The sequence below is a fragment of the Lactonifactor longoviformis DSM 17459 genome (assembly GCF_900129135.1).
In the GTDB taxonomy this organism is placed as follows: Bacteria; Bacillota; Clostridia; order Lachnospirales; family Lachnospiraceae; genus Lactonifactor; species Lactonifactor longoviformis.
On record NZ_FQVI01000006.1, the window covers coordinates 124,411 to 138,480 of the forward strand.

A 14,070-nucleotide genomic window follows, 5' to 3' on the forward strand; every position below is an offset into this window, starting at 1 on the left:
GTATGAGAGAAAATATATTAGAACATATTCGCTTACAGTATGTAAGCAGGGCGGAATATATAGAAACAGAGCTGAGGCAGAGTGCCCAGGAGGGAAAGGATATAGATGCTTCCATAAAACAGGAGGCAGAAGATATTCTGAAAGAAAAAGGCACGGTCCGGGGCGAAGACAGGGCTTTAAGGCTTTATGAAAGGGTAAGGCAGATGCCGGTAAAGGCGGATTTCCCTTACCGGGAACCAGAGACACTGGAGGAGATTCTGGAACTTCTGCCTCCGTGCAGTCCCCGGGCAATAAATAAAGATGTGCTGAAGGATAAGATTTTGGGGGCCTGGCTGGGCAGAGCCGCCGGGTGCCTCCTTGGACAGCCGGTGGAATGCTGGACAAGAGACAGGATCCTGGGTTTCCTGAAGGAGACGGACAATTATCCTATCCAGAGGTATATGTCTTCTGATGTCAGCGGGGATGTCAGGGAACGGTATCAGGTAGCAGATGAACCCGGCGCCTATGGAAATCCTAAAATCAGCTGGATCAACAACATTTCCTGCGCACCTGAGGATGATGACATGAATTACACGGTTATGGGGATGCAGATCCTGGAGAACTACGGCAGAGAATTTGTCCCCATGGATGTGGCAGAGTTTCTAACAACAAATGTGCCTGTATTCATGACATGTACGGCAGAGCGCATGGCGTATAAAAATATTATTAATGGAATTCTCCCTCCGGAGACTGCAGCATACGGCAATCCCTACCGGGAATGGCTGGGAGGGCAGATCCGGGTGGACGCATATGCCTATGTGAATCCGGGAAATCCCCGGGAAGCAGCCCGGATGGCAGTGAAGGATGCCAGTGTGACACATACGAAAAACGGCATTTATGCTTCCGCCTTCTGTGCGGCTCTCATCGCGGAGAGCGCTGTCTGTGAAACGCCCGGAGAGGCGATTGAAAGGGCAATGCATTATATTCCCCAGACTTCCAGGCTTTACAGCGCTTTGGAAGAATTCCTGAAGCTGTGCGGGGAGACGGAGGATCCCGAGGAGATGATTGCCTGGATTCATAAAAATTACAACGAAGAGGATCTCCATGACTGGTGTCATGTGATTCCCAATGATATGATTATCTGTCTCTCCCTTTTGTATGGGGGAAGGGATTATACCAGAGTGATCGGACTTGCAGTGGAGGCGGGGTTTGATACGGACTGCAATGGCGCCACGGCAGGCTCTGCATTTGGCATGATGTACGGCGCTGAGGCCATACCGGACAAATGGAAGACTCCCCTGGGAGGGCAGCTGATGACAAGAATCGGGTGCCAGGGCAGGGTGAGTTTTCAGGAACTGGCAGACAGATGTATAAAACTGATAGACGAACCATATGTGACTTTATAAGGAGATGAAGGCTATGAGCAAAATGTTAGTTGCAGTTGAACCAAGAGTAGCAGGGTTTAAGGAATATACAGACCGTCCCATACAGGAGGATGAGATTAAGTGCAAAGTTCTGTATGCGGCCCCTAAGCACGGAACAGAGGTGACAGAGTTCCGGGCGTCCAGCGTGCATGTGAAGGAACGCTATGACAGCGAGTGGCAGTTATTTGTCCCCAGGGATGAGAACGAGGATCCGGATATTGTCTTTGGTGAGTGGAATCTGGGCAACCAGTGGGTTGGAGAGGTAATTGAAAAGGGCAGTCAGGTGACAGAGTATGAGCTGGGGGATCTTATCTGTTCCTATGGAGGAATCCGGGAGACCCAGATTATTAAGGCTGTGGACAATTACCGCTGCAGAAGACTTCCGGATCTGAAGCTGTGGAAGAATGCAGTATGCTACGATCCCGCACAATTCGCCCTTGGAGGCGTGAGAGACGGCCACGTGCGCCCGGGAGACGCGGTTGCTGTCTACGGCCTGGGTGCCATCGGTCAGATTGCTGCCCAGATCTGCAAAAGACTGGGGGCTTCTCCTGTGATTGTTATTGATCCCATTGCCCACAGACGGGAGATTGCATTGAAAAACGGGGCTGACTATGCGCTGGATCCCGGACAGGAGGATGTGGGACACAGATTAAAAGAATATACAAATAAAAGAGGTGTAGATGTAATTATCGAGACCAGCGGACATGTGTCTGCGCTTCAGAGCGGACTCAGGGGGCTGGCATACGGGGGGACCATTTCTTTTGTAGCATTTGCCAAACCGTTTCCAATGCTGGAGCTGGGAAGGGAGGCTCATTTTAACAATGCAAAAATTGTATTTTCCCGAGCCTGCTCAGAGCCCCTGCCTGACTACCCCAGATGGGACAGACACAGAATAGAGGACGTATGCTGGGAAATGCTTACTAACGGATATCTGAACTGTGAAGACATTATATTCCCTGTGGTAGATTTTGCTGAGGCAGACAGAGCATACGAGAAGTATGTAGATCAGGAGCCCCAGTCCAGCATCAAGATGGGAGTTAAGTTTTAGGAGGAAAAAGGATGATACAGCTTGCTACACAAAATAAACCGTTTTTTTCTGATGTACTGGAAGAAAAACTGATTCAGATAAAGGAGTTTGGATTTGACGGCCTGGAGGCAGACGGAGATCTGCTGCTGGAGCGCTTTGACGAGCTGAAGACTGCGGTAAAGGATACCGGCATTCCGGTCACCTCTGTATGCGGAGGGTACCGGGGCTGGATCGGGGATTTCCAGGAGGAAGAGAGAAAGCATGCGATCCGGGATATCACCGTCATTCTGGAACGGGCAGGGGAACTGGGTGCTGCGGGAATTGTAGTGCCCGCCGCCTGGGGAATGTTTTCTCTGCGCCTGCCTCCCATGACGCCGCCCAGAAGTGCTGAGGAGGACAGAAAGGTACTGTTGGATTCTCTCCGGCAGCTGGAGCCTGTGTGCGAACGCTCCGGAACCAGGATCCTGCTGGAACCTCTCAACAGATACGAGGATCATATGCTGAATACTCTGGATGACGCAGGCAGCCTGATTCTGGAGGGAGAACTGAGGCATGTACAGATCATGGCAGACTTTTTCCATATGAACATTGAGGAGCAGGACATTAAAAAGAGCCTGATCAAGTGGAAAGATCTTGTAGGGCATGTGCATATTGCAGACAGTCACAGATTCCAGCCCGGCGACGGACACACAGATTTTGTCCATGGATTTGAAGGATTAAAGGAAATCGGCTTCGACAAGACTATGGCTTTTGAATGCCGGGTATTGGGTGAGGATCAGGAAGGACTCTATAAGGATTCGGCAGCATACATCCGGGGATGTATGGAGAAAGCGGGATTGTAGGAAAAGAGGCGGGATGAGATGAGTATTCAGGTTACGGTATGGAATGAAAATCGATGGAAGGAAAGCACCAAAGACATGTACCAAGTTTACCCCCGGGGAATTCACGGACGGCTCAGGGAAATCTTTGAGGCTGCCGGATATTCTGTGAAGGTGGCCCTGCTGGATGATCCGGAACAGGGACTGTCCCGGGAGGTGCTGGAGCATACGGACGTGCTGGTATATTGGTCCCACATTGCCCAGCATGAGGTGCCGGATGAGACGGCAGAGCGGATTGCAGAAAGGGTGAACCGGGGAATGGGCTTTATTCCGCTTCACTCTGCTCATATGTCGAAGCCTTTTGTACGCCTGATGGGGACTACCTGTACCCTCAGGTGGAGAGAGAGCGACGATGAGGAACTGATGTGGACAGCCTGTGCAGGTCATCCTATTACCAGGGGGATCCCTCCCTGTGTGCGGTTTGCGCCGGAGGAGATGTACGGGGAATATTTTGATATTCCAAGTCCCGACGAAACAGTATTTATCAGCTGGTTTACCGGCGGCGAGGTGTTCCGCAGCGGGGTCTGCTATCGGAGGGGAAGGGGCAGGATTTTCTATTTTCAGCCGGGCCATGAAACGTACCCTACCTACTACATTCCGGAAATTGAGAGAATACTGGTGAATGCAGTTGCCTGGGCAGCTCAGGGAGATACTGAGGACGAGACCAGAGTGTGCCGCCACACTGCGGCTGCCCTGGAAACTATGCCTGTATGCAGAGACATGAGAATGCCAGAAAATGAAATCGGGAGAGAAGTATGAAAAAATGGAAAGAGAAACAGGAAGAATTGCTGAAGGTATTGTATGCAGGAGAAGACTATACTCTGGCAGACAAACTTCTTGCAGAACTGTATGAGAAATGGCGGCCCTTTGCCCAAAACAGCGGCAGTCCCCTTACCCAGAAGGATTGTATGCTGATTACTTATGGGGATGCTCTGAGAGAAGAGGGAAAGGATCCCCTGGAGGTATTGGATCACTTTTTGAAGGAGAACTGCCCGGATGAGATCACCAATGTGCACCTGCTTCCGGTATTTCCCTATACCTCCGACGACGGATTCTCAGTATCAGATTATACCAGGATAGCGCCTGAGATTGGAACATGGGAAGAAGTGGAGTCCCTTGGAGAGCATACGGGGATTATGCTGGATGCAGTGATTAACCATACCTCAAAGTCTCATGTCTGGTTTCAGAAATGCTGTGCCGGGGAGGCGCCCTATACGGACTATTATATTGAATGCGATCCCCGGGAGGACTATTCTAAAGTCACCCGCCCAAGGGCTCTGCCCCTTCTCACGCCCTTTGACACCGTTCAGGGAAAAAAGTGGTACTGGACGACCTTCTCCGGGGATCAGATTGACCTGAACTTCGGCTGTCCCTATCTTCTCTGTGAAATTATGGAGGTGCTTCTTCTGTATGCATCCAGGGGAGCCAGGTTTATCCGGCTGGATGCCATTGGGTTTGCCTGGAAAAAGGCAGGCACCACCTGTATGCATTTAGAGGAGACACACGCGCTTATTAAGCTGATGCGGCTGATGCTGCAGCAGATTTATCCTGGAACGTATATCATTACAGAGACGAATGTTCCCCATCTGGAGAACATCAGTTACTTTGGCGCTGGGGATGAAGCTAATCTGGTGTACCAGTTTCCCCTGCCCCCTCTGGTGCTTTACACCATACTTTCCGGGGATACCGGCAGGCTCAGCGCCTGGGCAAAAAGTCTTGGGGATACCCCTCTGCCTGAGGGCACAGCATTTTTTAACTTCCTGGCATCCCATGACGGCATCGGCGTAAGACCGGTGGACGGTATTCTGGACGAGGAAGAAAAACAGCTTTTGTTCCGCAAAGTGAAAGAACACGGAGGGCGCATCAGCTACAAAGAGAACCCGGACAAAACCCAGAGTCCCTATGAGCTGAATATTAATTATCTGGATGCAGTTACATCTCCCGGGGAAACGGATACTTCTGTGAGAGCCGCCCGGTTCCTGGCATCCCAGGCAATTATGCTGAGCATGCAGGGGGTACCAGGCATCTACTATCACAGTCTGCTGGGATCACAGAACTGGCAGGAGGGTGTGGAGGAGTCACAGATTCCCAGAAGGATTAACCGGGAAAAATTAGAGGTTTCCGCCCTGCATGCTGAGCTTCAGAGAGAGGACAGTCTGCGCAGCCGGGTATTCCGGGGATATCTTGCACTGCTTCGGGCGAGATCCGGACAGAGCGCGTTCTCACCGGAGGCCGGACAGGAAATTCTATCGTACGGATCTGCCGTGTTCGGGCTTCTGAGGAAGAATAAAACCACCGGACAGAGCGTGCTGGTACTTATCAATGTGACGGAACATACCGTCAGACTGCCGGAAAAAGCAGGGGGAAAGGATATCCTGCATCAGATGGAAGCAGTGGAGAGGGATGTACTTAAGCCCTGGGAAATCCTATGGCTGGAATTACAATAAATGTGAAAGCTGTAATAGGCTCAGGAGGTTATACATGAAGAAATTGAGAATTGGAATCATGGGAGCGGGACAGGAATCCCTGCACTCTCACTTTCCAAATTGTTTAAAAAATAAGGAACTAGCGGAAATTGCCGCAGTGTGCGACGTGAATCCGGAGAACGCGAAAAATGCGGCCCAGCAGTTTCAGGTACCGGCTTACTATGAATCCCATAAAGAAATGCTGGAGAAAGAGGAGCTGGATCTGGTAACGATCTGTGTGCCCAACCGGTTCCATGAGCCGCTGACCGTAGATGCCCTCCGGGCGGGATGCCATGTGCTCTGCGAAAAGCCACCGGCACTTACGGCTGAACAGGCAGAGCGGATGGCCGCGGAAGCCAAAAAGGCTGGTAAGATCCTCACCTATAACCTGCATTACCGCTATGCCCCGGAAGTACAGATGATGAAGAAAATGATTGACGGGGGAGAATTCGGAACCCTCTACACCGGTAAGGTTCAGGCGGTGAGACGGCGGGGGATCCCGGGCTGGGGGAACTTTACCAACAAGGCCATGCAGGGGGGCGGTCCTCTGGTAGATATCGGTGTGCATATGCTGGACACAGCCCTGTACCTTCTGGATTATCCCAGGCCGGTGTATGCGGCGGCAAGCAGCTCGGACCGGATCGGGAAGAGAGGCGGAGCCGGCCTTATGGGAAGCTGGGATCCGGAAAGGTTTACTGTGGAGGACGGTCTCTTTGGATTTATTCAGTTTGAAGGCGGGATATCTCTGCAGATCGAGGCGGCGTTTGCCCTCAACTGCAAGGAAAAGCAGAAGATGAATGTGGAGATCTTCGGTGATTTGGCCGGTGCCTCTGTATTCCAGGGGGAGATCTATGGGGAAAAGAATGAGAATCTGACAGATACAAAACTCCCCTTTGTTCAGGAAATTGACAAAAGAAATATCAGTATCAGTAACTTTATCAGATGCTGTGCGGAGAATGACCAGCCCCTGATAACGGCAGAACAGGGAGTGACCCTGATGAGAATCATTGAGGCCCTCTACCGTTCCGCCGAGACAGGAAAAGTGGTGGAACTATAGGAGGTGTGCCGTGTTAACGTATACGACAGGCGAAGGGAACTATAAGGACTGGATTCTGGGAGAGGATGAATTCTGTCTGAGACATCAGGGAAAGGGAGAGAGTATCTTCTGCCTGGCTAACGGATATATGGGAATCCGCTCTGCCCACGAAGAACCTTATCCATTCCAGACCAGAGGCTTATTCGTGAGCGGATGCTTTAACAGTAGCAACAACGAGACTGTAGAATTGCCCAACGGGGCGGATACCTGCGAAATGCTCATCACTTTAGACGGAGAGCTATTTTCTATGACCACAGGGAAGGTCACCGGGTATTCCCGGAAGCTGAATCTGTACACCGGAGAGCTGATACGAAAGCTGCGGTGGGTTTCACCAAAGGGCAGAGGCTACGAGCTTCGATTCTGTCGTACCGTATCCAGGTCCAATGTGCATGCCTATGGGCTGAAAGCAGAAATCTGCCCGTTGGACAAAGCGGCAGACATTGAGATCGTATCAGGAATCAACGCCAGGATGACCAATTCCGGTGTCCAGCACTTTAACGACGGGACGAAGAAGGTTTTGGATCGGCAGTATCTGTATCTGGATCAGACTACAACCCAGAGTAATCTGACGCTGTATCACTGCTGCGGCTCTAAAATTACCGGGGGAACCCCCGGGGAGAGAAGCTTTGGCATGCAGAGAAGAAAAATCCTGGAGACCGTAAGGTTTCAGGCGGAAAAGGGTGGGAAGGGCTGTTATGAAAAGCTGGCAGTTCTCTACACCAGCCGGGATCTGGCAGAGCAGGATGAGGAGCAGGGAAAAAGTCTGGTTCTGGAGCACCTTGAGAATCTGGTGGAAAAAGGATATGACGGGCTTTATGAGGAAAGTGCGAAGGCCTATGCGGCGTACTGGAAGGAGCATGATGTCAGGGTAAAAACAGAGTATCCGGGGATCCAGCTGGCGCTTCGGTTTGCCCAGTATCATCTGCTGGCTATGATTCCCCCCGACAGCAGAAGTTCCATCGCCGCAAAGGGACTGACGGGGGAGGGCTATAAAGGGCATGTGTTTTGGGACACGGAAGTATTTATTCTCCCGTATTACCTTTTCAACTCTCCCGCCAAGGCAAAGCAGCTGCTGGAGTACCGGATGAACCGCATGGAGCGTGCCCGGAGAAATGCCGGCAAAAAGGGCTACTGCGGTCTTATGTTTCCCTGGGAAAGCGCGGAGAGCGGGAGGGAGGAAACGCCTCTTTTTGCCAGTATGGACATTCTTACCGGAAAGGCTGCCCAGGTATGGGCGGGCATTAAGGAACACCATATTACGGCGGACATTGCCTATGCCGCCTGGATGTATGAACTGGCCACCGGAGACAGTACCTTTCTGGAGAACGGCGGGGAGCTTCTGATTATTGGATCTGCATTGTTCTGGCGCAGCAGAAGTATTTATGCGAAGGATCGCAGCCGGTATGAGATTCACGATATCATAGGCCCCGACGAATACACGGAGCATGTGGACAATAATGCCTACAGCAATTATATGGCTCATTATGTGACGAGACAAGCCATACACCTTCTCAGAGACGGGGACGGCAAAACGGCGGTTAGGGCGGAGGAGTATTTCCAGGAGACGGGGATACTGGAGAAGCTGGAAGACTTCGCGGATAAATTATATCTGCCCCAGCCTCTGGATAACCCGGAAGGGGTGCTCCCCCAGGATGACACCTTTATGTCCAAGAAAATACTGGATATTTCCGGGTACCGGAATGACAATATCAAACAGACCATACTGAAGGACTACAGCAGAGAACAGGTAAACAATATGCAGGTGCTGAAACAGTCGGATGTAATTATGCTTATGGAACTGCTTCCGGACCTGTTTTCCAGGAAAATTAAGATGGCAAACTGGGAATATTATGAGCCGAAAACGATTCACGACTCCTCTCTGAGCAGGGCTATCTACTCCGTGGTGGCCAGCGACTGCGGGGAGCCCAAGAAGGCTTTTGCCAGCTTCCTCCATGCCATTGCTATTGATATGGGTCAGAATCCTTACTCTTCCGATGAGGGAATTCACGCAGCCTCAATGGGCGGGATCTGGCTGGCAGTTGTCCGGGGCTTTGCTGGGCTGCGCATACAGAAAGACACGCTGTATCTTGCGCCTTGTCTGCCGAAAGAGATTGAAGAGATCAAATTTCATGCAGTATACCGGGGGAAAAAGATGGAGATCTGCGTCTCCCACAGAAATATCTATATAGAGAGCCGGGATTCTTCAGAAATCCCAGTGAAGATTATGGGACAGGTATACAAACTTACACATAATCTGGATATCAAATATTAGCAGCCGGGCAGGCAGATGAATTTAGATTTCATCTGCCTGCCCATTGTAATTTCAGATAAGTTAGTATAAGATTAAATTATACCGAACATAGTATGAAACATGAGGGAAGGAGAGGTATCTATGACACTGCCCCAGGCAATATCCCTGGACGAACTGAAGGAAGAAGGCTGTATCTATTTTGCACATATCCAGGAAGGCTTTGACCGGTATGCATGCAAGATGCTTACCGGCTCGGGAGAGTACCTGAGAACGAGGCTCCTGGAGCTGATCTGGAGAAATGGATGGGAAAACTCTTTTGTGGACTTCTATTACGGGAGATTAAATGAAAAGGAACGCAGGATCGTGAGAAAGGTCCTGAATCAGGAGCAGCGGGATTATCTCCTGGCGATGGACGTAAAAGAGGAAGATTTATATTTTAATCTGACGCCGGAGCTTTTTTCCATTACCTTTCAGCTGAGCGTGACGGAGACTTTATTCAGTACCTTTTATTTCAGCAAATACCCATGCTGTGTGTGGGCTAATTTTGAGGGGAAGTATCCTGTTTTTTACAAAAAGGAAGAGAAAGAGAGGATAAAGCTGGATGGAATATGAATCCAACTACCAAAAACTGTGTGTGACCTGGAGGGAACGGTTTCTCACCTGGGATCACGAAGGGATTTATAAGAATCTGAATCTGCAGGGCTGCAGTCCGGATTATTTGGAGATTCTGTACTTCGGCCGGCCTTACCGGATCGATCGGGGGACGGGGATTATTACCAATCTGCAGGATCCGGAAGATGAGATCACCTTTTCCACGCAGATGGCCATTTACCATCTGTTTTATTATTCTAAGGAGAAACCCAGGAACTCAGGGGAATGGATTCCCTTCCGCCAGGTAAAAGGGGCCGCTCCCTTTGAAAGTGCATTTAAGAAGATGGTGCTTGCGCCTTTTGCCCAGTCATTCAGCGGGAAAAAGGAACTCCTGGAGGAGAGAGGGAGGGAACTGGGATTTGTCAGGATCAACAGGGGGGATGTGGGATTTTATGCGGAAGCTTTCCCCTGTATCCCTCTTCAGTTTATCTTCTGGGACGGGGACGATGAGTTCCCTGCCCAGGCAAACATTCTCTTTGATAAGAATATAACAGATTTTACCCATGAGGAAATGGTGGTCCTCATAGCCGAAGAAGGGGTTGACCGTTTCCTGGGCAAAAAGACCCGGCGGTAGGGGATTCAGTCTACAAACTCATCGGGGCTGAAGGGATACAGGGCTTTGTAGGAATCCAGTTCTGCTTCAGTCTCCGGTGAGCTGGGAATCAGCCCTGTCATCTCAGTGGTGGCGCTTGTATCCAGATCCTTTTGAGAGGTAGCCTCCACACGGAAGGGATCGTCTTTTTTACTTCTGTGGCACATAAAAACACTCCTTTGCAAGTACTTTACCTTAGTATTCCAAAGGAGCGTTTTTTTTATTCTGTTTCATTCCTTTAACGCAGAAGCAATCCTGGTCAGCCCTTCCATCAGTACACTTCTTGGGCAGGCAATATTGAACCGCTGGAATCCTTCTCCGCCCGGTCCGAACATGGTTCCTCCGTCCAGCCAGACTCTGGCTTTGCGGCTCATAAAACGATCCAGATCCTTGGGGGAATATCCCAGCTTTGAAAAATCCACCCATACCAGGTATGTCCCTTCCGGTTCCGTGAGTACAGTCTGGGGCAGCCGAGTATGCAGGAAATCCTTCATGCACTTTAAATTTTCCTGCAAATACAGCTTCAGCTGTTCCAGCCATTCCTGCCCGCTCTCATAGGCAGCCTGGCAGGCGGCAAGCCCCATGGTATTGAGATTGCTGTATCCGTTTCTGCTGCATTCCTCCTGAAAAAGGGCCCGGAGGCGGGGGTTGGCAATGATGATATTGCTTACCTGGAGACCTGCCAGATTAAAGGTTTTGCTGGGGGCCGTACAGATGACAGAATTCTGAAGAAACTCCTGTCCCAGTGCACCAAAGACGGTGTGCGTGTGTCCCGGGTAGACGAAATCTGAGTGAATCTCATCCGCAACGATCAGGACCTGATGCCTCCGGCAGATTTCTCCCATTTTCTGAAGCTCCTCTCTGGTCCATACGCGGCCTACCGGATTGTGGGGACTGCAGAGGACAAACAGCTTTACCTGGTTTTTCAGTATTTTGTCTTCAAAATCCTGAAAGTCAACGGTATAATGTCCGTCTCTGCAGCAAAGTGGGTTATTCACCAGCCGTCTGTGATTTTCCTCAATGGACCGGGCAAAGGGATAATAGACAGGCTGCTGGATCAGTACGCTGTCTCCCTTTGCAGTGAATGCCCGGATAGCCTGTACAATGGCATACACCACGCCCGGGGTTTTGACCACCCAGTCCGGCTCAATGGAAAAGCCAAAATGGCTCGAGTACCAGTTCTGGAGTGCGCGGACATACTCCGGACCGGGTTCAGTGTACCCAAAGATTCCGTGGTCCGCACAGGCACGGAGCGCCTCCCGGATTCCGCTGGCCACTGGAAAATCCATATCCGCCACCCACAGGGGAAGAATATCCTCCGGCATGCCGTACTTGGCAGCAAAATCATATTTCACGCTGTTTGTCTGCCGGCGGGAAACGATTTGATCAAAATTATAGTTCATTATGTAGTATGCCTCCTTTTTGACATTTTCTATTGCTTACGCATGAAAACCTGGGTATGATTCTCGAGTCTATAGCCTTCCGGCTGCAAAGTCAAGAGAAAATACAGCATAAAGTTAACAAGGATTCTATTGACAAAGGAAGATTGGAGGCATATAATCACATTAATCCCAGTGGTTAAGTAGGAATTTGAAAAATAAAAGAACCGTAAGGAAAGGAGAACAGCCATGGAAAATGTGAAAAAAAGTGCAGTGGAACTCATAGGCAACACCCCTCTTCTGGAGCTTGGAAATTACAGCAGGAAGAATGGGCTGAAAGCGAGAGTAATCGCAAAAGTAGAATATTTTAACCCTGCAGGCAGCGTAAAGGACAGGATTGCCCTGGCAATGATTGAGGATGCCGAGCAGGCGGGAAGGTTAAAGGAGGGTGCCACAATAATAGAACCTACCTCCGGAAATACAGGGATCGGGATCGCAAGTGTTGCGGCAGCAAAGGGATATCAGGCTATACTGACGATGCCTGAGACCATGAGTGTAGAACGCAGAAATCTTCTGAAAGCCTATGGTGCCAAGGTTGTGCTCACAGAGGGAAGCAAAGGAATGAAAGGTGCCATAGAGAAGGCAGAACAGCTCCAGAAGGAGATCCCAAACTCCATTGTTCTGGGCCAGTTTGACAATCCGGCCAATCCAAAGATGCACCTGCAGACTACAGGACCGGAGATTTACCGGGACCTGGACGGGAAGATAGATATCTTTGTGGCAGGCGTAGGTACCGGAGGGACGATTTCCGGTGTGGGGAGTTACCTGAAGAGCAAGAAAGCAGATGTGAAAGTTGTGGCGGTAGAGCCGGCGGATTCTCCGGTACTCTCAGGAGGGACACCGGGACCTCACAAACTTCAGGGAATCGGAGCAGGCTTTGTACCCAAAACCTTAGATGTAAATATCTGCGACGAGATTATCCAGGTCAGAGGCGAGGACGCCTATGAGACCGGCAGAGAAATTGCGGCCAATGAGGGCATCTTGGTTGGGATCTCCGCAGGGGCGGCTGTATATGCGGCAGCACAGCTGGCGAAGCGTCCGGAAAACGAGGGGAAAACAATTGTAGTGCTCCTTCCCGATACCGGTGACAGGTATCTGTCTACCCCGAGGTATCTCACCGAGGATTAGGAGGAAAGACATGGGTAAAAAAGAAGCCAAAACGAACGCTATGCGCATTCTTGACAGGAATAAAATCTCCTATGAGACCATTTCCTATGAGTGCAGTGAGTTCATCGACGGACTCCATACGGCAGAGCTCACCAATGCCCCGGTGGAGCAGTCTTTTAAGACCCTTGTGGTACAGGGAAAAAGCAAAAATTATTATGTTCTGGTAATTCCCATTGCAGAGGAGATCGATCTGAAACAGGCGGCAAAGGTACTGGGGGAAAAATCAGTAGAAATGATTCATGTAAAGGACATTCTCCAGGTGACGGGCTATGTGCGGGGAGGCTGCAGCCCTCTGGGGATGAAGAAACAGTATAAGACAGTGATCCATGACAGCGCCCTGGCATATGACAGCATCTATATCAGCGGAGGCCGGATAGGGTCTACCATACGGCTGAATCCCCAGGATCTTGCAAAGACCGCAGCCGCGGTCTTTGAGGACGTTGTCATGAAAGATTCCAGGCCTTCATAATCTCATCCGCCAGAATCTGATGTCCTGCTTTTGTGAGGTGGATGCCGTCCGTGGTGATGGCATCGTACCCCTGCTCCTCAGCCTGGCCGTTCAGGGCGTTGTGAAGAGGGATGAAGGTAACCCCGTAATTCCTGGACAGCTTTTGGATCTGTCTGGAAAGTGTCTGCTGCCAGGGGATCCAGTTTGCATACTCCTGGGGGTGGGGAAAGATAAAGGGCTCCAGGGTGATAATTTTTGCCTTGGTGCTGTTGGTAAGGTCGAATAGCAGCTGATGATAAGAGCGAATGCTGTCTGTGAGCAGATAGTCCCGCTCTTTTTCCGTTGTCACGGTGTTCATGAGGATCCCTACGTCATTGATTCCCACCAGGATACACACATAGTCCGGCTGGTAGGTGATGCAGTCTCTCTCCAGATTGTGGACAAGGCGTTCGGCGACGAATCCGTCCACCCCCTTATTGATAATCTCCCAGGCAGGATTTGTCTGGTGCAGCTTGTCTGCGATTTGATTTACATATCCGAAACCTAAGCCATTTTCGGAAAAAAGCCGGTTGGCATCGGTGATACTGTCTCCTAAAAATACTATAGTTCCCATGGGCATTCTCCTTGTGTGTTTGAACCTGTAGAATTGGTCC

At 50.5% G+C, this 14,070-nt stretch carries 14 protein-coding genes; 11 read left to right on the plus strand and 3 right to left on the minus strand.

Annotated elements, in window-relative coordinates; all coding sequences use genetic code 11:
• Nucleotides 1–2 precede the first annotated feature (2 nt).
• From BUA56_RS08030 to BUA56_RS08070, 9 genes are all read left to right on the plus strand, one after another.
• On the plus strand, nt 3–1,385 hold the full coding sequence (locus BUA56_RS08030; RefSeq protein WP_072850673.1) for an ADP-ribosylglycohydrolase family protein: 1,383 nt from the start codon (nt 3–5) through the stop codon (nt 1,383–1,385).
• Between the two features lie 13 nt (nt 1,386–1,398).
• Nucleotides 1,399–2,451 carry a zinc-dependent alcohol dehydrogenase gene (locus BUA56_RS08035; protein WP_072850675.1) on the plus strand — a complete coding sequence of 351 codons (1,053 nt, stop codon included), beginning with the start codon at nt 1,399–1,401 and terminating at the stop codon, nt 2,449–2,451.
• A gap of 11 nt (nt 2,452–2,462) precedes the next feature.
• Nucleotides 2,463–3,272, plus strand: coding sequence for a sugar phosphate isomerase/epimerase family protein (locus BUA56_RS08040; RefSeq protein ID WP_242946739.1), 810 nt, complete (start codon nt 2,463–2,465; stop codon nt 3,270–3,272).
• Nucleotides 3,273–3,290: 18 nt separating this feature from the next.
• Nucleotides 3,291–4,067, plus strand: coding sequence for a ThuA domain-containing protein (locus BUA56_RS08045; protein WP_072850677.1), 777 nt, complete (start codon nt 3,291–3,293; stop codon nt 4,065–4,067).
• A complete protein-coding gene (locus BUA56_RS08050) occupies nt 4,064–5,755 on the plus strand; it encodes a sugar phosphorylase (protein WP_072850679.1) in 1,692 nt (563 codons plus the stop codon). Before BUA56_RS08045 ends, BUA56_RS08050 begins: the two co-directional genes overlap by 4 nt.
• Before the next feature lie 34 nt (nt 5,756–5,789).
• Nucleotides 5,790–6,830, plus strand: a complete 1,041-nt coding sequence (locus tag BUA56_RS08055; protein ID WP_072850681.1) for a Gfo/Idh/MocA family protein — start codon at nt 5,790–5,792, stop codon at nt 6,828–6,830.
• Nucleotides 6,831–6,840: 10 nt separating this feature from the next.
• Nucleotides 6,841–9,141, plus strand: a complete 2,301-nt coding sequence (locus tag BUA56_RS08060) for a glycoside hydrolase family 65 protein (RefSeq protein WP_072850683.1) — start codon at nt 6,841–6,843, stop codon at nt 9,139–9,141.
• Between the two features lie 120 nt (nt 9,142–9,261).
• The gene (locus BUA56_RS08065) at nt 9,262–9,732 is read left to right on the plus strand and encodes a hypothetical protein (RefSeq protein ID WP_072850685.1); all 471 of its coding nucleotides are present in this window, start codon (nt 9,262–9,264) and stop codon (nt 9,730–9,732) included.
• Nucleotides 9,722–10,345, plus strand: coding sequence for a DUF3786 domain-containing protein (locus BUA56_RS08070; RefSeq protein WP_072850687.1), 624 nt, complete (start codon nt 9,722–9,724; stop codon nt 10,343–10,345). The genes BUA56_RS08065 and BUA56_RS08070 overlap by 11 nt, the downstream gene beginning before the upstream one ends.
• Nucleotides 10,346–10,350: 5 nt before the next feature.
• Here BUA56_RS08070 and BUA56_RS08075 read toward each other — a convergent pair whose 3' ends face one another.
• A complete protein-coding gene (locus BUA56_RS08075) occupies nt 10,351–10,530 on the minus strand; it encodes a hypothetical protein (protein WP_072850689.1) in 180 nt (59 codons plus the stop codon).
• A 63-nt stretch (nt 10,531–10,593) separates the two neighbouring features.
• Entirely contained in the window at nt 10,594–11,766 is a 1,173-nt protein-coding gene (locus BUA56_RS08080) for a MalY/PatB family protein (protein WP_072850691.1), read from the minus strand.
• A gap of 225 nt (nt 11,767–11,991) precedes the next feature.
• Here BUA56_RS08080 and cysK point away from each other — a divergent pair, with 225 nt between their 5' ends.
• Complete coding sequence (cysK, locus tag BUA56_RS08085) at nt 11,992–12,930, plus strand: cysteine synthase A (protein WP_072850693.1); 939 nt, start codon at nt 11,992–11,994, stop codon at nt 12,928–12,930.
• Between the two features lie 10 nt (nt 12,931–12,940).
• Nucleotides 12,941–13,438, plus strand: coding sequence for a Cys-tRNA(Pro) deacylase (ybaK, locus tag BUA56_RS08090; RefSeq protein ID WP_072850695.1), 498 nt, complete (start codon nt 12,941–12,943; stop codon nt 13,436–13,438).
• Here ybaK and BUA56_RS08095 read toward each other — a convergent pair.
• Nucleotides 13,413–14,030, minus strand: coding sequence for an SGNH/GDSL hydrolase family protein (locus BUA56_RS08095; protein WP_072850697.1), 618 nt, complete (start codon nt 14,028–14,030; stop codon nt 13,413–13,415). The two genes, ybaK and BUA56_RS08095, sit on opposite strands and share 26 nt — an antisense overlap.
• Between the last annotated feature and the right edge of the window lie 40 nt (nt 14,031–14,070).

Excerpts from the sequence above, each read along its gene's own strand:
- BUA56_RS08055 (WP_072850681.1), top strand. The coding sequence starts at position 5,790 with ATGAAGAAATTGAGAATTGGAATCATGGGAGCGGGACAGGAATCCCTG.
- BUA56_RS08035 (WP_072850675.1), top strand. The coding sequence starts at position 1,399 with ATGAGCAAAATGTTAGTTGCAGTTGAACCAAGAGTAGCAGGGTTTAAG.
- cysK (WP_072850693.1), top strand. The coding sequence starts at position 11,992 with ATGGAAAATGTGAAAAAAAGTGCAGTGGAACTCATAGGCAACACCCCT.
- BUA56_RS08050 (WP_072850679.1), top strand. The coding sequence starts at position 4,064 with ATGAAAAAATGGAAAGAGAAACAGGAAGAATTGCTGAAGGTATTGTAT.
- BUA56_RS08065 (WP_072850685.1), top strand. The coding sequence starts at position 9,262 with ATGACACTGCCCCAGGCAATATCCCTGGACGAACTGAAGGAAGAAGGC.
- BUA56_RS08045 (WP_072850677.1), top strand. The coding sequence starts at position 3,291 with ATGAGTATTCAGGTTACGGTATGGAATGAAAATCGATGGAAGGAAAGC.
- ybaK (WP_072850695.1), top strand. The coding sequence starts at position 12,941 with ATGGGTAAAAAAGAAGCCAAAACGAACGCTATGCGCATTCTTGACAGG.
- BUA56_RS08075 (WP_072850689.1), bottom strand. The coding sequence starts at position 10,530 with ATGTGCCACAGAAGTAAAAAAGACGATCCCTTCCGTGTGGAGGCTACC.
- BUA56_RS08030 (WP_072850673.1), top strand. The coding sequence starts at position 3 with ATGAGAGAAAATATATTAGAACATATTCGCTTACAGTATGTAAGCAGG.
- BUA56_RS08070 (WP_072850687.1), top strand. The coding sequence starts at position 9,722 with ATGGAATATGAATCCAACTACCAAAAACTGTGTGTGACCTGGAGGGAA.
- BUA56_RS08040 (WP_242946739.1), top strand. The coding sequence starts at position 2,463 with ATGATACAGCTTGCTACACAAAATAAACCGTTTTTTTCTGATGTACTG.
- BUA56_RS08095 (WP_072850697.1), bottom strand. The coding sequence starts at position 14,030 with ATGGGAACTATAGTATTTTTAGGAGACAGTATCACCGATGCCAACCGG.
- BUA56_RS08080 (WP_072850691.1), bottom strand. The coding sequence starts at position 11,766 with ATGAACTATAATTTTGATCAAATCGTTTCCCGCCGGCAGACAAACAGC.